Annotated in this window: 21 protein-coding genes; 16 read left to right on the forward strand and 5 right to left on the reverse strand. The window is 64.6% G+C overall.

Features of this window, described 5'->3' with window-relative positions; genetic code table 11:
• Positions 1-654, forward strand: a complete 654-nt coding sequence (locus ACSHT2_RS08975; RefSeq protein ID WP_440641249.1) for a response regulator — start codon at positions 1-3, stop codon at positions 652-654.
• A gap of 454 nt (positions 655-1,108) precedes the next feature.
• Here the strand turns inward: ACSHT2_RS08975 and ACSHT2_RS08980 are convergent, their stop codons facing one another.
• Entirely contained in the window at positions 1,109-1,696 is a 588-nt protein-coding gene (locus ACSHT2_RS08980) for a TetR family transcriptional regulator (protein ID WP_440641250.1), read from the reverse strand.
• A 582-nt stretch (positions 1,697-2,278) separates the two neighbouring features.
• Here ACSHT2_RS08980 and purB point away from each other — a divergent pair.
• The gene (purB, locus tag ACSHT2_RS08985; RefSeq protein WP_197963137.1) at positions 2,279-3,586 is read left to right on the forward strand and encodes an adenylosuccinate lyase; all 1,308 of its coding nucleotides are present in this window, start codon (positions 2,279-2,281) and stop codon (positions 3,584-3,586) included.
• Between the two features lie 116 nt (positions 3,587-3,702).
• Positions 3,703-4,875, forward strand: coding sequence for a M20 aminoacylase family protein (locus ACSHT2_RS08990; protein ID WP_440641251.1), 1,173 nt, complete (start codon positions 3,703-3,705; stop codon positions 4,873-4,875).
• A 103-nt stretch (positions 4,876-4,978) separates the two neighbouring features.
• Here ACSHT2_RS08990 and ACSHT2_RS08995 read toward each other — a convergent pair whose 3' ends face one another.
• Positions 4,979-6,886 (reverse strand): acyl-CoA synthetase, encoded by a 1,908-nt coding sequence (locus ACSHT2_RS08995; protein WP_440641252.1) that lies wholly within the window; start codon positions 6,884-6,886, stop codon positions 4,979-4,981.
• 227 nt (positions 6,887-7,113) lie between these two features.
• On the opposite strand from ACSHT2_RS08995, the gene ACSHT2_RS09000 reads away from it, so the two are divergent.
• From ACSHT2_RS09000 to ACSHT2_RS09050, 11 genes are all read left to right on the forward strand, one after another.
• Complete coding sequence (locus ACSHT2_RS09000) at positions 7,114-8,196, forward strand: SecDF P1 head subdomain-containing protein (protein ID WP_440641253.1); 1,083 nt, start codon at positions 7,114-7,116, stop codon at positions 8,194-8,196.
• Between the two features lie 253 nt (positions 8,197-8,449).
• On the forward strand, positions 8,450-9,256 hold the full coding sequence (locus ACSHT2_RS09005) for a Crp/Fnr family transcriptional regulator (protein ID WP_319330329.1): 807 nt from the start codon (positions 8,450-8,452) through the stop codon (positions 9,254-9,256).
• A 280-nt stretch (positions 9,257-9,536) separates the two neighbouring features.
• Entirely contained in the window at positions 9,537-10,334 is a 798-nt protein-coding gene (gene murI, locus ACSHT2_RS09010; RefSeq protein WP_440641254.1) for a glutamate racemase, read from the forward strand.
• A gap of 61 nt (positions 10,335-10,395) precedes the next feature.
• Positions 10,396-11,169 (forward strand): HpcH/HpaI aldolase family protein, encoded by a 774-nt coding sequence (locus tag ACSHT2_RS09015; RefSeq protein WP_440641255.1) that lies wholly within the window; start codon positions 10,396-10,398, stop codon positions 11,167-11,169.
• A gap of 318 nt (positions 11,170-11,487) precedes the next feature.
• Positions 11,488-12,255 (forward strand): acyltransferase, encoded by a 768-nt coding sequence (locus tag ACSHT2_RS09020; RefSeq protein ID WP_440641256.1) that lies wholly within the window; start codon positions 11,488-11,490, stop codon positions 12,253-12,255.
• Between the two features lie 282 nt (positions 12,256-12,537).
• Positions 12,538-13,155 (forward strand): 30S ribosomal protein S4, encoded by a 618-nt coding sequence (rpsD, locus tag ACSHT2_RS09025; RefSeq protein WP_028181912.1) that lies wholly within the window; start codon positions 12,538-12,540, stop codon positions 13,153-13,155.
• A gap of 114 nt (positions 13,156-13,269) precedes the next feature.
• Positions 13,270-13,497: a hypothetical protein gene (locus ACSHT2_RS09030; protein WP_440641257.1), complete on the forward strand. Its 228-nt coding sequence runs from the start codon at positions 13,270-13,272 to the stop codon at positions 13,495-13,497.
• Complete coding sequence (locus ACSHT2_RS09035; RefSeq protein WP_440641258.1) at positions 13,494-13,772, forward strand: type II toxin-antitoxin system RelE/ParE family toxin; 279 nt, start codon at positions 13,494-13,496, stop codon at positions 13,770-13,772. The genes ACSHT2_RS09030 and ACSHT2_RS09035 overlap by 4 nt, the downstream gene beginning before the upstream one ends.
• 44 nt (positions 13,773-13,816) lie before the next feature.
• Entirely contained in the window at positions 13,817-14,032 is a 216-nt protein-coding gene (locus ACSHT2_RS09040; RefSeq protein ID WP_440641259.1) for a hypothetical protein, read from the forward strand.
• Positions 14,033-14,169: 137 nt separating this feature from the next.
• A complete protein-coding gene (locus tag ACSHT2_RS09045; RefSeq protein ID WP_440642803.1) occupies positions 14,170-14,319 on the forward strand; it encodes a type II toxin-antitoxin system RelE/ParE family toxin in 150 nt (49 codons plus the stop codon).
• Positions 14,320-14,331: 12 nt separating this feature from the next.
• On the forward strand, positions 14,332-15,399 hold the full coding sequence (locus ACSHT2_RS09050; protein WP_440641260.1) for a threonine aldolase family protein: 1,068 nt from the start codon (positions 14,332-14,334) through the stop codon (positions 15,397-15,399).
• Here the strand turns inward: ACSHT2_RS09050 and ACSHT2_RS09055 are convergent, their stop codons facing one another.
• From ACSHT2_RS09055 to grxD, 3 genes are all read right to left on the reverse strand, one after another.
• Positions 15,400-16,662, reverse strand: coding sequence for a serine hydrolase domain-containing protein (locus ACSHT2_RS09055; protein WP_440641261.1), 1,263 nt, complete (start codon positions 16,660-16,662; stop codon positions 15,400-15,402).
• 111 nt (positions 16,663-16,773) lie between these two features.
• A complete protein-coding gene (locus ACSHT2_RS09060; protein ID WP_440641262.1) occupies positions 16,774-17,343 on the reverse strand; it encodes an O-acetyl-ADP-ribose deacetylase in 570 nt (189 codons plus the stop codon).
• A gap of 4 nt (positions 17,344-17,347) precedes the next feature.
• Positions 17,348-17,674, reverse strand: coding sequence for a Grx4 family monothiol glutaredoxin (gene grxD, locus ACSHT2_RS09065; RefSeq protein WP_271532970.1), 327 nt, complete (start codon positions 17,672-17,674; stop codon positions 17,348-17,350).
• Between the two features lie 237 nt (positions 17,675-17,911).
• On the opposite strand from grxD, the gene egtB reads away from it, so the two are divergent.
• Both egtB and egtD read left to right on the forward strand, forming a co-directional pair.
• Positions 17,912-19,210, forward strand: a complete 1,299-nt coding sequence (egtB, locus tag ACSHT2_RS09070; protein WP_440641263.1) for an ergothioneine biosynthesis protein EgtB — start codon at positions 17,912-17,914, stop codon at positions 19,208-19,210.
• Between the two features lie 134 nt (positions 19,211-19,344).
• Positions 19,345-20,316: an L-histidine N(alpha)-methyltransferase gene (gene egtD / locus ACSHT2_RS09075; protein ID WP_440641264.1), complete on the forward strand. Its 972-nt coding sequence runs from the start codon at positions 19,345-19,347 to the stop codon at positions 20,314-20,316.
• Positions 20,317-20,318: the final 2 nt, after the last annotated feature.

Here is a 20,318-nt window from a genome sequence, read left to right on the forward strand (position 1 = left end):
ATGAGCGAGGTTGCAGCAACAGGCATCTCCGTGCTGCTGGTCGACGACCACCCGATCGTCCGGCAAGGCTACCGGCGCGTGCTGGAAAGCCAGGGCGATCTGCATGTCGTGGCGGAAGCCGACAACGCCGCGGACGCCTACGGCGCGTTCAAGGCACATGACCCCGACGTCGTCGTGCTCGATATCTCGATGCCCGGCGCGAGCGGGCTGGAGGCGATCCGCAACATCCGCGCGCGCAGCCCACGGGCGCGGATCCTCGTCTTCACCATGCACAACGAAGCCGTGCTGGTGAAGGCCGCCTTTGGCGCGGGCGCCAGCGGGTTCGTCACCAAGAGCAGCGAGCCCTCTGCCGTCGTGACCGCGATTCGCAGCGTCGCCCGCGGCGAGCGCGCGATGAGCGACGACATCGCGCATATTCTGGCCGAGGACAGCCTGTCGCCGACGGGTTCGGCGCTGGACCAGCTGGGCGAGCGGGAGATCGAGATCCTGCGCCAATTCGCCGGTGGCGCCACCACCGAGCAGATCGCGACGCATCTCAATCTCAGCGTCAAGACGGTGCAGAATTATCACTATCTGATCAAGACCAAGACCGGCGCGCGTACGGATGCGCAGCTCGTGCGGCTGGCCGCGACCTGTGGGCTGACGAGGATCTAACAGCAAAGCTGCCGCACTGCCTTGTCGCTTGAAGCTTCTCAATCTGCTGAACGAAATTGGAACGGAGCCGATCCGGCTCCTGTTAGTACGAACAGAGAAGGAGCAAAGGGTCATGAGTAAGGGTCACCACAAAGCAGTCGACCATCCCCCGATTATCACCGTAGGCGAGCTCATTGACGAACTTTGCCGCCTGCCGGACACGGCCGTCGTCCACTTTCGCTGCCCCATGTTCGACCAGGAGCTTACGTTCTACCGCCTTCGAAAGCGGTCAAAGGACGCCGTCGAAATCGCGGTCAATGCCTACCCGGATAGTCCGCCGGTCGTGCCATCGTCCGATCCTGCCTTGCACACGCGAAAACATCCGGCTTCATCGCCCTCGCGTCGCGATGGCGCCGCTCTCCAGAAGACGAGAGGTTGATCGGCAGCACCCCCGGGATGAATGGGTCCTGCTGCCTCAGGCCGCCTTCAACCCACGCAGCAGCAGCGCCAGCATCGCGTCGACGCGCGCGGAGAGATCGGCATCCTTCCAATCGTCGGCATGGGCCGGATGGTGGAAGCGGACGGTCGCATCGAAGATCGCGCGCGCGGTTGCCTTGACGTCGCCCACGGCGAATTCGCCCTGCTTCACGCCATCGGTCAGGATCGCCTCGATCTGGTCGATCATGGTGTCCTTGTGACATTTGACGGCCGCGCAGGCCTCGCGCGCCAGCGTCAGGTAAGTCTCGAACATCTCGGGATCGTCGAGCACACGCGAACGCTTGGCTGCGAACAGCGTGCGCAGCCAGCGGTCCAGCCTGTCGGGCGCCGGCCCCTGCTCCTTGGCGATCGCCAGCAAGGGCGCGTCGATGCGGTCCAGCCAGCGTTTGGCAACGGCCTCGCGCAGCGAGGCCTTGCTGGGAAAATGGCGATAGACGCTGCCGTGGCTCACATCGAGCGCACGGGCAACGTCGACCACAGTGGCCTTGGCAAGTCCGTAGCGCCTGAGCACGTCCTCGGTGACTTCGAGGATCCGCTCCGGCGTCAAGACAACGGCTTCATTCATGCCAGCACCATGTTCCCGTTTGGGGCTCAGTTACCCGGCAGTAGGGCTGCTTCCGAAGCGCCCTTGCCGGTCGTTCGGAAAGCCTATGCCTTAATGAGGCAGTTTTGCAGCCTGCGCCGCGATCTGGCGCGCCACCAGCAAATTGAGCCAGTGCCCAATCACGCCGGTGAAATTGAGGATTTCGGTCGTCATTGTCGTAAGTCTCCATTCGTCCGCGATCCCCGTTCTTCAATCCGCCCACCGATCCGAGCTTGTTTCGGATGGCGGGCTCCCCGGGGGTTGTCGCGGGACACCCAATCGGAGCGTCCGGGAACGGATATACACGTCTCGCTGACAGATTTCAATATCTGTCAGTCAATGATCCGTGATTGACCGCTGATTTCTGGGGCCGGTACGTCCCCCTCTCGGAGACCGCTGCCAGCCGAGCCTGGGCGGCTGGCGGCCTGCTCGGTCCAATCATCCCCCGCTACCTTGCCTCCGCCGTTTGTTTAGCCCTCCCCGCTCTGCTAAATCACGGCGTAAAAAACATTTTGGCCGGTACAGCCCCCTCGGGCCGCCCGCCTACCTTGTTGGAGCCGTCAGATGATCCCCCGCTACACCCGCCCGGAAATGGCCTCGATCTGGGAGCCGCAGACCCGGTTCAAGATCTGGTTCGAGATCGAGGCGCATGCGGCGGACGCGCTCGCGGAGCTCGGGACCATCCCCAAGGAGGCCGCCAGGACCGTCTGGGCCAAGGCCAAGGACGCCATCTTCGACGTCGCCCGCATCGACGAGATCGAGCGCGAGACCAAGCACGACGTCATCGCCTTCCTCACCCACCTCGCCGAGATCGTCGGTCCCGAGGCGCGCTTCGTGCACCAGGGCATGACCTCCTCCGACGTGCTCGACACCTGCCTCAACGTCCAGCTCACCCGCGCCGCGGACCTGCTGCTCGCCGACCTCGACAAGGTGCTGGCAGCGCTCAAGAAGCGCGCGTTCGAGCACAAGATGACGCCGACCATCGGCCGCAGCCACGGCATCCACGCCGAGCCCGTCACCTTCGGCCTCAAGCTCGCTTATGCCTATGCCGAATTCACCCGCGCCAAGGAACGTCTGATCGCGGCGCGCAAGGAGGTTGCGACCTGCGCCATCTCCGGCGCGGTTGGCACCTTCGCGCAGATCGATCCGCGCGTCGAAGAGCATGTCGCGAAAGCCATGGGCCTCGTGCCGGAGCCGATCTCGACGCAGGTGATCCCGCGCGACCGTCACGCCATGTATTTCTCGACCCTTGGCGTGATCGCTTCCTCGATCGAGCGCATTGCCGTGGAAATCCGCCACATGCAGCGCACCGAGGTGCTGGAGGCCGAAGAGTTCTTCTCCGAAGGGCAGAAGGGCTCCTCCGCGATGCCGCACAAGCGCAACCCGGTGCTGTCCGAAAACCTCACGGGCCTCTCCCGCATGGTGCGCGCCTATGTGACGCCGGCGCTGGAAAACGTCGTGCTCTGGCACGAGCGCGACATCTCGCACTCCTCCGCCGAGCGCATGATGGGCCCCGACGCCACCGTGACGCTCGACTTCGCGCTGGTGCGCCTCGCCGGGCTGATCGACAAGCTGCTGGTGTACCCCGCCAACATGCAGAAGAACCTCGATCGCCTCGGCGGCCTCGTGCATTCGCAGCGCGTGCTGCTGGCGCTGACGCAGAAGGGCGCGAGCCGCGAGGACGCCTACAAGCTCGTGCAGCGCAACGCCATGCCGGTCTGGCGCGGCGAAGGCGATTTCCTCCAGCTCCTGAAGAAGGACACCGAGGTGAAGAAGTATCTCACCGACGCCGAGATCGAGGAGCAGTTCGACCTCGGCTATCACCTCAAGCACGTCGACACGATCTTCAAGCGCGTGTTCGGGGAGAGCTGAGCGCGCGTCCGTAGCCCGGGGTGAGCGCAGCGATACCCGGAAAATCTCACGCGAAAGATCCCGGATGTCGCTTCGCTCATCCGGTTTACAACCAATCAGAAACGGATCCCCACCTCATGCCCATCGTCAACCGCGTTGCCGCCCTCTCCGACGAAATGGCCGCCTGGCGCCATGACTTCCACGAGAACCCCGAACTGCTCTACGAAGTCCACCGCACCGCCGGCATCGTCGCGGACAAGCTTCGCGAGTTCGGCTGTGACGAGGTGGTGACGGGCATCGGCCGCACCGGCGTTGTTGGCGTGATCCGCGGCCGCAAGGCGGCCTCCGGCAAGGCCATTGGCCTGCGCGCCGACATGGACGCGCTGCCGATCATGGAGACGTCGGGCGTGCCTTATGCCTCCAAGGTCCCCGGCAAGATGCACGCATGCGGGCATGACGGCCACACCGCCATGCTGCTGGGCGCCGCCAAATATCTCGCCGAGACGCGCAATTTCGACGGAACCGCGATCATGATCTTCCAGCCTGCCGAAGAAGGCGGCGGCGGCGGCAAGGCGATGGTCGAGGACGGGCTGATGACGCGCTGGAACATCCAGGAGGTCTACGGCATGCACAACATGCCGGGCCTGCCCGAAGGCCATTTCGCGACCACGCCCGGCGCGATGCTCGCGTCCTCCGACAACATCCAGATCACCGTCCGCGGCAAGGGCGGACATGCCGGCGCAGGCCCGCACAAATCCGTCGACAGCGTGCTGATCGGCTCGCAGATCGTGGGCGCGCTGCAATCGATCGTCGCGCGCAACGTCGACCCGCTGAAGTCGGCGGTCATCTCGATCACGCAATTCCATTCCGGCACCGCCTTCAACATCATCCCGGAGGTCGCCGAGCTCGGCGGCACCGTGCGCACGCTCGACCCCGAGGTGCGCGATCTCGTCGAACGCCGCATCGGCGAAGTCGCCGACAGCGTCGCCCGCGCCTATGGCGGCTCGGCCGAGACGAAGTACACGCGGATGTATCCGGTGACGATGAACCATGCCCGCGAGGCCGGCCTTGCCGCCGACGTCGCTCGCGACATCGTCGGCGCCGATCGCGTCAACGACAAGTTCATCCCGATGATGGGTGCCGAGGACTTCTCGTTCATGCTGGAAGCACGCCCCGGCGCAATGGTGCTTGTCGGCATGGGCGACGGCAACGAGTGCCACCACCCGGGTTACATCTTCAACGACAACATCCTCGGCCATGGCGCGTCGTTCTGGGCGCGCCTGGTCGAGACGCGGATGCCGGCGGGTTAAGACCGCAATCGCTGCGCGTGCCCGGATGAGCGAAGCGACACCCGGGAAGCCACACCTCCCGGATATCGCTTCGCTCATCCGGGCTACAGTTCAACGCAAGCAGCTACGCCTGCACCACCTCGTGACGCATCACGAACGGTGCAAGCAGCTTGTGCACCTCGTTCGCAACGGCCTCGCGCTGATCCTCCGCAACACCGGCGAGCGTCACGGTCGCGATCGAGCCGTGGCTGCCGTGCGGACCGACCTTCACCTTGCAATCAATGCCGCGCTCGACCAGCGGCGTCAGCACCTTGGTAAACACGCGCTGCGCCGCGTCCCAGCGCAGCTGCGGCTTGAACACTTTTCCGACACCTGTCACCGGCATCGGATCGATCGGAATGACCTGCACCGGGACGGCGGCGCGCTCCGGCGTACGCTCGCGCACCCACGCTTCCAGCTCGCCCGGCTCGACCTTTGCACCCGGCTTCAACTGCACATATCCCACCGGGAGCTCGCCGGCATAGGCGTCGGGCTGGCCGACCACCGCGGCGAAGCCGACCGCGGGGTGACGGAACATGATCTCCTCGATCGGCGCCGGATCGATGTTGTGGCCGCCGCGGATCACGAGATCCTTGGCGCGGCCGGTGATCCAGAGATAGCCGTCGGCATCGAGCCGGCCGAGATCGCCGGAGTTGACCCAGACCTCGTCGACGAAAGAACCCTTGTTGTGCTCGTCATTGAGATAGCCGCCGAACACGCCCGGCCCGGCCATGATGACGACGCCGATCTCGTCGGTCGCGCAGTCGCGGATCAGGCGTCCCTCGGAATCGAGCTGCACGATGCGCACGCGCGCATAAGGCATGGGAAGGCCGACCGAGCCGAGCCGGATCGGCCGCGACGGATAGGCCAGCGTGTGCACGCTCGAGGTCTCGGTCATGCCGTAGACCTCGACCACCGGCAGCTTGAGCTTGTCCTGGATCGCCGAGCCGACCGCGACCGGAATCGCCGAGCCGCCACCTGCTGCATATTTCAGGCTCGATATATCCGCGTTGCCCGGCGGCACCGCGAGGGTCGCGGCGAGCACCGTCGGCACGCTCGACAGCGCATCGGGCTTGAAGCGCTCGACCAGCTGCCAGATGTTCTTCACTGCATTCGGATTGCGCCAGCCGCTCGGCGACAGCACGACCAGCGAGCCGCCGCTGGACAGCGTCAGCAGCACCTGCGTCAGCGATCCACCGACGTGAAACAGCGGCATGCCGAACAGCAGATTGGCGCCTGGTTTCGCCTTCAGCAACAGATTGAGGGCCCAGGCCTGATAGACTTGGTTGGTATGAGTGTGGCGCACCAGCTTCGGCGTACCCGTGGTGCCGCCGGTGTGGAAATAAGCGGCGATATCAGCACCCGAGATCTTGCGTCCGCTGACGAGCCGGTCCGACGGCTGCTGCTTGATCAGGTCGCTGAAGGCAAAGATGCCTTTCGCCGGATCGCCGCCGCCGAATACCTGCACGACTGCCTTCAGGTGCTTGAGCTGCGGGCGGATCTGCTCGACCTTCTGCCAGATGTCGGTGCCCGGCATCGGCCCGAGCGCCACCAGGATCTTGGTGTTCGCGGCCTCCAGGATCTCGGCGATCTGGTGCGGCTCGAGCAACGGATTGACCGGATTGGCGATGCCGGCGGCCTCCGCGCCGAACAGCGTGACGAAGGCATCCGGCACCAGCGGTAACATGAAGCTGATGACGTCGCCCTTCTCGGCGCCGAGGGCGTGAAACATGTTGGCGGCCTGCGTGACACGCGCGATGAAATCGCGATAGGTGACGACCAGCGGCGTGTCGGCGGGATCGGCATTTTGCAGGAACTGGATCGCGGCCCCGTCGGGGTTGCGTGCCGCACCTAACCTGATCGCATCATAGGTGCTCTCGGCCGCGACGCGGTCGGCGTAAGGGACCTGCTCGAACGCCCGGACCTCCTCGTCCGTCAAAAGATCCGGATAGTCGTTGCCGATGAACCGATCGAGCGCGTGGATGCCCGCCATGAAATTCCGTCCTCCCTCAGATGCATGTCCCCGCCGCGTATCTTCTGACATCTTGGTTCGGCGAGGCCTCGGCCGATGGCCGGCCGAGCGCGGACAGAATGATGGATGATTGGACGTTCGTCCATTGCCTACCGGCTGTGACGCTTGAACCTCTGCGGCTGATCGGGGGACCAAGAACTGGCACTGAATTCGTCCGCCAGCGTCCTGCCGCAAGACTTGAGGTCATCATGACGACGCCCCCGCGGAATCGCATTGCACGGCTGATCGCCGCGTTCGCGACGGCATTCGCAATCGCTCTGCCCTCTGCCACTCTCGGCGCGGACACCCAGTTCGACAAGATGCGCGCGAAAATCGCAGCCTTCGTCGCCGACAAGATGGAGAAGCTGGGCGGGTCCCGCATCATCTACAAGGTAGACACCGACGGCTTGCGGGAGGCGGTCGTCACGGATCTGCGCGACGACGTCTACAAGATCCTGCGCGAGGGCCGGATCGCCTTCTCCGGCCTTGCGATCCGCGATGGCGGCGTCGACGTGAAGATCGCGGACGCGAAGGGTCGCGACCAGCTCACGCGCAAACTCGCGTCGGCGTCGGAGGGGCTGCCCGCCTATGCGCTCGCCGTAACCGATGGCGGAGATGGTCTGCTCAGGCTCGCGCCGACCGATGCCGCATCCGCCGCGCGGCTGCGCGACCTCGTGGAAGATTCCATTGCCATGATCGAGCAGCGCCTGAAGGACGCCGGCATCGCGCTCGCCAGCGTCCAGCCGGAGGGAGCGGACCGCATCCGCATCTTCCTGCCGGGCGCGATGGAGCCCGAACGCATCACCGCGATCTTCGCCAGGAAGGTGCGGGTCGGCTTCCGACTGATCGATCTTTCGATGCCGGCGGAGCGGGCACAGACGGGCACGCCGCCGGCAGGCACAGAAGTCCTGCTCGGCTTCAAGGACAAGCTTCCTTATCTCGTCGCCAGGGATAGCGCGCTCGAGGGCGACGACATCAGCTATGCGGGCCCGGGATTTGCGAGCGACACGAAAGAGCCGATCGCCTCGTTCCGTTTCAACGGCCGCGGCACGCGGCGCTTCGCCCATGTCACCGCAGAGAACGTCGGCAGGCCCTTTGCCATCGTGCTCGACGACAAGGTGATCTCCGCACCCGTGATCCGCGAGCCCATCACCGGCGGCTCGGGCCAGATCGCCGGCAACTTCACCCTGGAAGAGGCCAACAGCGTTGCGATGCTGCTGCGCGCCGGCTCGCTGCCGGGACGCCTTGGCCTCGTCGAGCAGCAGGTCGTGCACCCCGTCACCAGGCCGTAAGCGAAAGTCGCCCACCCCCAGGCCGCGTCGGCATCCGGGCCCGTCCCGCGACGGCGAAGGCCGCAGGGCTGCCCCGAATCACGGCCGCGCCGCGGCCAGACGCACAACCAAGGGGCAATTGCCGAAACGCCCGATCACGCTAGAATTTGCCTCTTGCGGCATGACGGCCGGAAGCATCATTCAAGCGGTCGTCATTCGATTTCGGCTATACGGGTGCCGACCAGGATTGAAGGCCTTACGCGGGGACCAGATCATGCCGTCCGGCAGCGCAGACATTTCGTCGATCCTCGACCGCATTCTTGATGCGGCAACCGACAATCTCAGGATCGCCAAGATCCTGGTCCAGATGGGCCTCGACCCGAACAACGTCACTTACGACGCGATCTTCAATCGGCTGCTGGAGATCTTCGTCCAGAACATCACGCTGGCCAATCTGTTCGCCGCGGTTGGCGCCGGCTTCTTCGTCGCCACCCTCTTGATGCGGACGATGGTGCCGCTGCGCGTCGCCAATATGATCGGCTGCGCGTTCTTCACCGTTTTCGGTGCGCTCTCCGCCAACGTTGCGACATTCCTCCTCTATCTTCTCCTGCTTCCGATCAACGCGCTACGCCTGAGGCAGATGCTCAGGCTGGTGAAGAAAGCGCGTCATGCGGCCGAAGGCGACATGTCGATCGAGTGGCTCAAGCCGTTCATGACGGAACGCAAGTACCGCCGCGGCGACATCCTCTTCAAGCTGCGCGATCCCGCGAAGGAAATGTTCCTCACGGTCACCGGCAAGTTCCTGGTCAAGGAGATCAACGTCGAGATTCTGCCCGGAGCGCTCATGGGCGAGCTCGGCTTCCTCACGCCGGACAACCGGCGCACAGGAACGGTCGAATGCATCGAAGACGGACAGGTGCTGACGATCACCTACGACCGCCTGCTCGAGATCTATTTCCAGGATCCGCAGTTCGGCTATTACTTCCTGGTGCTGACCAGCCAGCGCCTCCTGCAAAACATCGATCGCCTGCAGAAGCAGCTGGCAACGGAGCGCGCGGCCAGCACGAACAGGATCGCGTGACCGCCGCGGACCACGTGACGGCGTGATGTGAAGAAGGCGCCCATATCTCTTGCTCTCGTGCCCCGGACGCAGGGCAGCGCTTTTCGCGCTGCGCTGCAGGGCCGGCGCCCATGCCTCCAAGAGCAGCCGTGCGGCATGGGTCCCGGCTCTGCGCAGCAACGCTCAGGGGCGTCGCAGCGCGTCCGGGACACGGGACGTCAACCCTCCGGGTCTTTGCGGGGCCCCGCCGCAAAATCGCCCTAAAAACCGAATGGTAACCATGGCGGGCTAGGGTATTGACGTGACCAATTCTCCGACGATCCTGTTGTTCGATTCCGGCCTTGGGGGGCTCACGGTGCTCCGCGAGGTCGTGGCCGCGCGCCCGGAGGCGCATTACGTCTACGTCGCCGACGATGCCTTCTTTCCCTATGGCCACCACCGCGAGGACGAGATCATCGCCCGCGTCGTGCCGCTGATGGGGGAGCTGATCGGCACGCATGATCCCGACCTCGTCGTCATCGCCTGCAACACGGCATCCACCCTGGTCATGTCTCACTTGCGCGCAGCCTATTCCCTGCCCTTCGTCGGGACGGTGCCGGCGATCAAGCCGGCCTGCGCGCAGTCCAAGACCCGCCGCGTCTCGGTGCTGGGCACCAAAGGCACGGTGAAACGCGAATACACCAAGGCGCTGATCCGCGATTTCGCGCAAGGATGCGAGGTGACGCTGGTCGGCTCGCCCGAGCTCGCATCGCTCGCCGAGGCCGCGCTTGGCGGCAGCCCGATCAGCGACGAGGCCATCCTCGCCGAGCTCGCCCCCTGCTTCGTCGGCGATGCCACGGATGCCAGCGCGCGCACCGACACCGTGGTGCTCGCCTGCACCCATTATCCGCTGCTGCTCGATCGGCTGAAGCGGCTGGCACCCTGGCCGGTCGCCTGGATCGATCCGGCGCCGGCGATCGCCCGTCGCGTCTCGGATCTGCTGGGTGCGCGCACGAGCGGCATCGCACAGTCCGGTGCCGAGATGATCTTCACCTCGAATCGCGCTCACGGCCTTTCAGCCATGCTGACGCCGTTCTTCGGCGGGCGCGCACCGGCCTGACTTTGCGCCACAAGCGCGCGCTGCTAGGCTTCGCCGTCGTCACCTGCCCGCAGGCCTCTCTATGTCGATCCCGACCACGCCGCTCAACCGCCTCCGCCAATTGTGGCGCGAGGGCCGCCCCGCCTTCGGCGCCATTGCGACGATCCCGAGCGTGCAGACCGTGCAGATCATGGCGCGCTCACTCGACTGGATCATCGTCGATCTCGAGCACGGGCCGATCGGCTTGACTGAAGCGCATGCGATGATCGCCGCCACAACCGGCACGCCCTGCACCCCCTTGGTGCGGATCGCCGCAAACGAACCGTGGCTCGCGAAGGCCCCGATGGACATCGGCGCCTTCGGCATCAACTTTCCGATGATCACCACGCCCGCGGAAGCCGAGAAGGCGGTCCGTAGCGTGCGCTATCCGCCGCGCGGGGACCGGCTCTGGGGTCCGTTCCACGCCCCGTTCCGCTGGGGCCAGTCGATGCCGGACTACATGGCGAGCGCCGATGACGAGATGATCTGCATGATCACCATCGAGCATGTCGACGCGGTCAATCGCATCGACGAGATCATGGCGACGCCGGGCATCGACGTCGCCGTGATCGGCCCCGGCGATCTCGCCACCTCCATCAACAAGCGCGGCCAGATGGACGATCCGGAGTTGCTCGAATTGATCGCGCGCGCCGAGGCCGGCATCCTCAAAAGCGGCGTGCCGATCGGGGGCGTGGCGCGCACCGCCGACCAGGCCAACCGGCTGATCGACCGCGGCTACCGCGCGATCGCGCTCGGCTTCGACTGGTCGCTGTTCCAGCGCGGCATCATGGCAGCGTTCGAGGGCATCAAACGCTGAATCGCCGCACCGCCTGTGGCCGGCCTTGCCGGGAACCGCGGCGTTGCCAGGGTCCGGGGTTCAGGAGGGAGAACATGCTCGAGGAGACCTTGCTCGCGCTGTCCTCTGCTCGCCTTGCCTCAAAAGGCCCTGCCTTCGGCGACAAATAATTGAAAATATTAGGAATTTTCGTCGCCAACCAAGCCGCTGGCTGCGCCGGAGCCCTGAAACGACGAACCGATCGGTCCCAAGCCGGTTGGTTCATGCTAAGAGCACGCGGCGAGCGGACGATCCGCTCGTTGCACATATTTTAATCTTATCCGCAGGAACCATAGAGCGATGCGCGGGACGCCCAAGACCATTTCGCTACGGCGCCGCCTGATCTGCGATCTCATGCACGCCTCGATGGGCGTGCCCTTCGTTTCGCTCTCCCGTTCGCTCAATATCCGCCCCCTGCTGGAGGCCCGCGCAGGCACAACGGCGCCCGCCGGCTGGGCCGCGACATTCGTCAAGGCCTTTGCCCTGGTTGCCCGAGACGAACCGGTGCTGCGCACCGTCTACGCCAAATGGCCTTGGCCGACCCTCTATGAGCTGCCGAAGAGCGTGGCGCTGGTGGCGATCGCTCGGGTCGATGCCGGCGAGGAATGCGTGATGCCGCAGCGAATCGCAGCCCCAGAGGCCCTGTCGCTGGCGGCAATCGATGCCGAGATCCGACGCGGCAAGACGGCACCGATCGCTGACGTCCCCATGTTCCGCAAAATCATGCGGGCGACCCGCCTGCCGCTACCGCTCCGCCGGCTGTCGTGGGCCATCGGGCTGAATTTCGGCCGCCAGCGGGGCAATTGGTTCGGCAGCTTCGGGGTGAGTTCGGTGGCCGCCTATGGCGGCGGCGAGCTCCACCCCATCACGCCGGGCCCCTATATCATCAGCTATGGGCGCGTCGAGCCCGACCAGACCATCCATGTCGTGATCCGCTGGGACCACCGGGTTACCGACGCCGCCCCGATCGCCCGGGTCCTGACCCGGCTGGAGCAGGTCCTGAACACTGAAATCGCTGCCGAATTGCGGGCGGCCGGCCCCAAGCCGATCCGGGCGGTCGGGACCTGAACGCGCGGCGGTCATCCCCGGGGGGCGTGCGCAGCACCGAACCCGGCATCTCGAGATTGCGGGCTCGACCTGCGGGCGCCCCGGAATGACGGCTAATGAATTGACAGCCGGCCCTAAACTCCCCTAAAAGCCGCCTGCTCGCGGGCCGATTTCGGCCCGCGAAGCGTTTCGCGACCCGTGGTCAAATCCCTTAAGCTTTGGGGATCGGACCTGTCGGTGCCGGGCCAAGCCCGTCACACAGGAGGGCGCGTTTCCTCAAACCATGCAACCGAAGAGGACGCGATGACTAAGCGCAGTGAGGCGAAGTACAAGATCGATCGCCGTATGGGCCAGAACATCTGGGGCCGCCCGAAGAGCCCCGTGAACCGCCGCGAATATGGCCCCGGCCAGCACGGCCAGCGCCGCAAGGGCAAGCTCTCCGACTTCGGCGTGCAGCTGCGCGCCAAGCAGAAACTGAAGGGCTACTACGCCAACATCTCCGAGCGTCAGTTCCACGGCATCTATGTCGAGGCGAGCCGCCTCAAGGGTGACACCGGCGAGAACCTGATCGGCCTGCTCGAGCGTCGTCTCGACGCGGTCGTGTACCGCGCCAAGTTCGTCTCCACGATCTTCGCTGCCCGCCAGTTCATCAACCACGGCCACGTCAAGGTGAACGGCCGCAAGGTCAACATCTCGAGCTATCAGCTCAAGGTCGGCGACGTGGTCGAGGTCAAGGAAGCCTCGAAGCAGCTCGCCCACGTGCTCGAAGCCAGCCAGCTGCCCGAGCGCGACACGCCCGACTATCTCGAAGTCGATCACGGCAAGATGACGGCGAAGTACATCCGCATCCCCAACCTCTCCGACGTGCCGTTCCCGGTGCAGATGGAGCCGCATCTGGTCGTCGAATTCTATTCGCGCTGATAGTTTCGGCAGATCGACGTACAAAGGCCCCGGTTTCCGGGGCCTTTTTGTTTGAGCCAGCCATTCCCATGTCTCAGGCCATCTGTGCTATGATCTCTCATCGCGGAGTTGAGCATGACTCGTCTTCTGGAAGAGGCCTTCAGCAAGGTTTCCGGCCTGCCCGATTCAGAGCAGGATGAACTCGCGCGGACCCTGCTTGAGCTTGCCGGGGTCGATCAGCCACCGATCCAGCTGACAACTGCGGAAGAGGCGGATCTTGCCGAGGCCGAAGCCGAAATTGCGCGCGGCGAGTTGGCCAACACCGACGAAGTCCGCGCGATGTGGGCCAAGCACGGGCTGTGAACGTCCGTTATACGAAGCGGGCGCTCGCCCAAATCGACCAAGTTCTGACCTACATCGAGGCGCGCTCGCCCCAAGGCGCAGGCCACGTGCGCGACCGCATTGTCGCTCTCATAGCATTGCTAGAGACCTCCCCCTACGCAGGACGAACGACTACGCGCGCATATGTCCGTCGCTTGCCGGTCAACCCTTATCCCTATCTGATCGACTATCGTGTGACCGAGACGGAAATCGTTATTATGCGGTTTCGTCACGCCGCCCGGCGTCCACCCCCTTAATGCTCCGGTTTCCGGGGCCTTTCTGTTGTGGTATCGTGCTCTCGATGTCCCAAACGACCAACCAGCTCGCCAACCTGACCCCATCGGCAGCGCCTTCCGAGGCGGAGCTTGAGGCATGGGCCAATCTGCCCCGCGACGAACAGGTCCGCCGATACCAGGCGCTGTTCGCGCAGCCCGATTGCAACGAGTTCACCTCGGACACGCCGGACGACATTCTGGCTGCCGCACGCCAACGCGTTGCTCAACGCCGCCATGGCTGAGTACCGGTTATCGGAGCGTACCCGAGCCGATTTGATCGACATCTACGACTTCACCGAGAGCCGGTTCGGCAAATATCAGGCCGGCTTACTATGCAGGTCTGATCCGCTCCTTCGGGCTTCTCGCCGATTTCCCTCTCATTGGCCAACAGGTGGATGAACTCGCGGCTGGCTATCGGCGTTTCCGCTTCCAATCACATCTGATTTTCTACACGGTGCAATCCGACCATGTCGAAATCCGCGCCATTCTCCACGGTGCGCAAGACATCAGGCCGCAACTGTTCGACTAGACGAGACCAGCCATGCTCTACACCCCTCCCCCGATCGATCCCAAGGCGCCACCCGTCCGAATCAACCTGCTCTCGGACACGCAGACCAGGCCGACGGCCGCGATGCGCGAGGCGATGGCGCGGGCGGAGGTCGGCGACGAGCAGGTCGGCGACGATCCGACCGTCAATACGCTGTGCGCGCGCGTGGCCGATCTGCTCGGCAAGGAAGCGGCGGTCTACATGCCCTCCGGCACGATGTGCAACGTCACCGCGACGCTGGTGCATTGCCGTCCCGGCGACGAGATCCTCGCCCATGAGACCGCGCACATCATCGCGCGCGAGGGCGGCGCGCATGCGGCGATCGGCGGTTTCCAGGTCACGCAGCTCAAGGGCGAGGGCGGCCAGTTCACGCCGGAAACTCTTCGCAAGGCGCTGCACCCGCGCACGCGCTACCAGCCGCCGCAGACCGTCGTCAGCGTCGAGCAGACCGCCAATATCGGCGGCGGCACGATCTGGAAGAAGACCGCGCTCGACGAGATCGTCGCGATCGCCAGGCAACACGGCCTCGTCACCCACATGGACGGCGCACGCCTGCTCAACGCCACCGTGGCAAGCGGCATCTCCCCGCGCGACATGACCGCGGGCTGGGATTCGGCCTGGATCGACTTCTCCAAGGGCCTCGGTGCGCCGATCGGCGGCGTGCTCGCGGGCTCGCGCGCCTTCATCGACGCGGTCTGGCAATGGAAGCAGCGCCTTGGCGGCTCGATGCGGCAGGCCGGGATCTGCGCGGCAGCCTGCATCTACGCGCTCGACCATCACGTCGAGCGCCTGGCCGACGACCACGCCAATGCACGGGCGCTCGCACGCGGGCTGTCGCAGATCTCAGGCATCGAGGTGCAGGAGCCCGAGACCAATCTGGTGTTCTTCAAGCCCGATGGCGCCGGCGTTCCCGGCGACAAGATGGTCACCGCGCTCCGTCAGCGCGGGGTGACGCTTGCGATGATGGACGGCCGCATCCGCGCCTGCACCCATCTCGACGTCAATGCGAGCCAGATCGAGGAAACGATCGGATACGTGCGCGAGATCGTGCGCGGCGCCTGATCACCGCCCCATCGCCTGATAGATCAGCGTCTTCAGCTCGAGTTGAATCCGGCCGCGCTGCGACGGCGTCTGCGCCATGAAGATCCCGAACAGATCGTCTTCGGGATCGATGAAGAAGAACGTGCCGGCAACACCGTCCCAGCGATATTCGCCGAGCGGCCATGAGGTGCCCAGCGGCACCGAGGTGCGCACCGCGAAGCCGAGGCCGAAGCCTGAGCTTTCCCCTGGGTAGTACATCCGGTCGCGTGCGATCTTCGTCTCGGGTCCGATGTGGTCCGAAGCCATCAGCGCAATGGTCTCGGGCTTCAGATAGCGACGGCCCGCATAAGTGCCGCCATTCAGCAGCATCTGCGCGAAACGGGCGTAGTCGCCGATCGTGCCGACCATGCCGGCGCCGCCCGATTCCCATCTCACGGGCCGCCTGATGTCGCGGACCTCAGTCGTCGGGCTGATGCTGCGGTCCTCCGGCATCGGCTCGGCGATACGTGCAAACTTGGCGGGATCGGCAACGTAGAATGCAGTGTCGGTCATGCCGAGCGGATCGAGCAGCCGCTCCTTCTCGAACTGGAGCAGCGTCTTGCCCGAGACCACCTCGACGACGCGGCCGAGCACGTCGGTGGCAAAACCGTAGGTCCACACCGTGCCAGGCTGCTCGGCGAGCGGCAGCGTGGCGAGCTTCGCGACGAACTCGGCATTGGAAAGATCGCTGTTGAAGAGGTCCGCCGCGGCATGGAGCTCTCGCACCAGTCCACCGCCACGAAAGCCGTAAGGCAGCCCCGCTGTGTGGCGCAAGAGGTCCTTGATCGTGATCGGACGTTCCTGCGGCTCCAGCATCAGCGAAACCTTGCTGTCCGCTGCTTTCCTCTCAATGCCCACCTTCATGCCGGCAAAGACCGGAATGTATTTGGACACGGGATCATCGAGCGAAAGCCTGCCTTCCTCGACCAGCATCATCACCACGACTGATGTGATCGGCTTCGACATCGAATAGAGGCGGAAGATCGTATCCGCGCTCATCGATATCTGGGTGCCGACATCGCGAACGCCGAAATTCTCGTAGTAGACGGGCTTGCCGTGTTGCTGGAGCAGCAGGATGGCGCCGGGAATCTTGCCGGTAGCGACCTCGTTCCGGATGTAGTCGGAAACCTTCGCCAGCCCTTCCGTGGAGAGCGTGCGGGCAGCGCGTCCCTCGGAGCCGGCCTTCGCACCGACGACCCCGACGAGAAGAACGAGCCCCGCGATGAACGCACGGCGCCCACGCATGTCATTTCTCCACGGCTTCATAAGCCAACTGCTTCGATGTTCGCTGCACGCGCTGGCGCTCGGTCGGGGTCTGCTCCAGGAGGACGAAGAACATGTCCTGCTTCGGCGCGATCACGCAATGGCGCCGGCGATCTTGCCGGGGCCGCCGTGTCGCGCAAGCGCCTCGGCATGGAGTTCGGCGCCAGGTTCGGCGAAGCAGCAGAACACCACGCGAGCAACGGACGGCGCAGCAGCGAGCGCCACGATCGTGGTGCGCACCGCGATATCGGCCGCCCGGTCGGCAGGAAAGCGGAAAATGCCGGTCGAAATCGCGGGGAATGCCACCGAGGTCAGCTCGTGCCGACCGCACAGCTCCATCGATCGGCGATAACAGGAGGCGAGCAGATCGTCCTCGCCGAGCGTGCCGCCATTCCACACCGGACCGACGGTGTGGATCACATGTGCGGCCCTGAGCCGATAACCCCTGGTGATCTTCGCATCACCCGTCTTGCAGCCGTGGAGCATGCGGCATTCGGCGACGAGCTCGGGCCCGGCCGCCCGATGGATCGCACCATCCACGCCGCCCCCGCCAAGGAGCGACGTGTTGGCGGCGTTGACGATGGCATCAACGCTCAGTGTCGTGATGTCGGCAACGACGACATCGAGCTCCGCGTCGCCAATCCGGCGCGAGAGCACGGTCACGCCCTTAGGCCGCGACGACGACGCCCTTTTCGGAGAAGAGCTGCTGCAATTCGCCGGCCTGGAACATCTCGCGGATGATGTCGCAGCCGCCGACGAACTCGCCCTTCACGTAGAGCTGCGGAATGGTCGGCCAGTTGGAGAAGGTCTTGATGCCGTTGCGCAGTTCGGCGGATTCGAGGACGTTGAGGCCCTTATAGCCGACGCCGAGATGATCGAGGATCTGGACGACCTGGCCGGAGAATCCGCACTGCGGAAATTGCGGCGTGCCCTTCATGAACAGGACCACGTCGTTCGACTTCACTTCGTTGGCGATGAATTCCTCGATGCTCATATCCATGTCCTTCTGGGCCGAGCCCTCACCAATCTTTTCGGGCCGGCTCGACCAATTTAACCCGATACCTACCCATATATGTAGCCCAAACCGTTGTGCATCCAAAGTAAAATGGCGGCGACGGGCCCCTGGCGACAGTGTGGAGCCCAACAGGTCCATAGGCTGATGACATCAATATCATCGCCGGAGAGGACTTTCATACCGTAACGGAGCCCCTATCTAGGACGAACCCTGTTTGTGGAACCGGGTCGCGCGAACAACGTTCTCTTGTCCTGTCTGGAGAAAAACGTGACGAAACAAGCCTCAGCTACGGCCGCCCCCCAGCTTTCGTCACCGTCTTCCCGTCCGGACGACCTCGGCCAGCGGCTGGAAGCGGCGTTTCTCACGGTCCGCAACGAGACCGAACGGCGGGCCGCGCCGCTGTCACCTGAGGACCAGCAGATCCAGTCCATGCCCGATGCCAGCCCGACCAAATGGCACCGGGCCCACACGACCTGGTTCTGGGAGCAATTCCTGCTCGGCGAGCATGCTGCGGGCTACCGGGCCTTCCACCCCGATTTCGCGTTTCTGTTCAATTCCTACTACGTCAGCGCCGGCCCACGACATGCCCGCAATCATCGCGGCGACATCACCCGACCGAGCGCCGACCAGGTCGGCGCCTATCGCCGCCATGTCGATGCGGCCGTCGTCGAATTCTTCCGTGAGGCCGGTGCGGACAAGCTTCGCGAGATCGCGCCGCTGGTCGAGGTCGGGCTCAACCACGAGCAGCAGCATCAGGAATTGATGTTCACCGACATCCTGCACGCCTTCGCGCAGAATCCGGTCTCGCCGGCCTACGATCCGGACTGGCGCTTTCCGGCTTCCACCCGCGCCGGCGAGGATTGGCTGGCGCTGAACGAGGGCATCCACACCGTCGGCCATGTCGACGACAGCTTCCATTTCGACAACGAGAAGCCGGCGCACCGCGCCCTCGTTGGCCCCGTCAGAATCGCGCGCAACCTCGTCACCAACGGCGAGTGGCTCGCCTTCATGCACGACGGCGGCTATCGGAGCGCAACACTGTGGCTGATGGACGGTTTTGCCACGGCAAGCAGGGAGGACTGGCAGGCGCCGGGTCATTGGCGCGAGGTCGATGGCCAGTGGCATGTGATGACACTGGCCGGCCTCAAGCCGGTCGATCCGGACGCACCTGTCTGCCACATCAGCTACTATGAAGCCGACGCCTTCGCGCGCTGGTCCGGAAAGCACCTGCCGACCGAGATGGAATGGGAGGTCGCCGCCCGCGCCGGCCAGCTCAACGACGCCTTCGGCCTCGTCTGGCAATGGACCCGCAGCTCTTACTCACCCTATCCCGGTTACCGCGCCGTCGAAGGCGCGCTCGGCGAGTACAACGGCAAGTTCATGGTCAACCAGCTGGTGCTGCGCGGCTCCTCGCTTGCAACTCCGCAAGGACACAGCCGTATCACCTATCGCAACTTCTTCTATCCGCACCATCGCTGGCAGTTCACCGGACTGCGGCTCGCCGATTACGACTAGGGCATGTTCCGGAGAAGTGTGCAGCGGTTTCCCGAGAAGATCATGCTCAAACAACAGCCTGAAGCGTGCCCCCATCGCGCTTCAGGTTCATCCGACGATCAATGCGCGCCGGACAGCGCGTTCAGGAGAGTATCATGAATGTGCACGCCAGCGCTTTGGCCGAAGCCCATCTTCCCGACGAGCAGACCACCGCCTTTGCCCGCGAGGCCATCGAGGACCTCTCGCAGCAGCCGAAAAAGCTGTCGCCGAAATACTTCTATGACGCGACGGGATCGGAGCTGTTCGAGGCGATCACGCGCCTGCCGGAATATTATCCGACGCGCACAGAGCTTGCGATCCTGAGAGAACGCGGGGGCGAGATCGCAAATATCATTCCGGAGCACGCGGCGCTCGTCGAATTCGGCGCCGGCGCGACCACGAAGGTCCGCCTGCTGCTCAATCATTGCAGGTTCGCGGCCTATGTCCCCGTCGATATCTCTGGCGACTTCCTGAAGGCGCAAGCGAACGGGCTGAAGCGGGATTTCCCGACGCTCGGCATCTATCCGGTCGCCGCCGACTTCACCACGCCGTTCGAGCTGCCCAACCAGGTTGCATCCATGCCGAAGGTCGGCTTCTTCCCCGGTTCGACCATCGGCAATTTCGAGCCGCAAGAGGCCCAGGCCTTCCTGAGGAGCGCCCGCAAGATTCTCGGTAAGGGCGCGCAGATGATCATCGGCGCCGATCTCGAGAAGGACGAGCGGATCCTCTTTGACGCCTACAACGACGCCGCCGGCGTCACCGCGCGCTTCAACCTGAATGTGCTGGTGCGTATCAATCGCGAGCTGGGCGGCAATTTCGATCTCTCCGCCTTCACCCATCGCGCGATCTACAATCGCGAGCGGCACCGGATCGAGATGCACCTGATCAGCAAGAAGAACCAGACCGTGCGGCTGCTCGGCACCAGCTTCTCGTTCCGCCCGGGCGAGAGCATCCACACCGAGAACAGCTACAAATACAGCATCGAGCGCTTCGCCGCGCTGGCGCGGGGCGCGGGCTGGCGCGTTCGCGAGAGCTGGACGGACGCGGCGAACATGTTCTCGGTGCACGCGCTCGAGGTGGCGGAGTAACG

Source organism: Bradyrhizobium sp. PUT101 (assembly GCF_052043945.1).
Classification (GTDB): Bacteria; Pseudomonadota; Alphaproteobacteria; order Rhizobiales; family Xanthobacteraceae; genus Bradyrhizobium.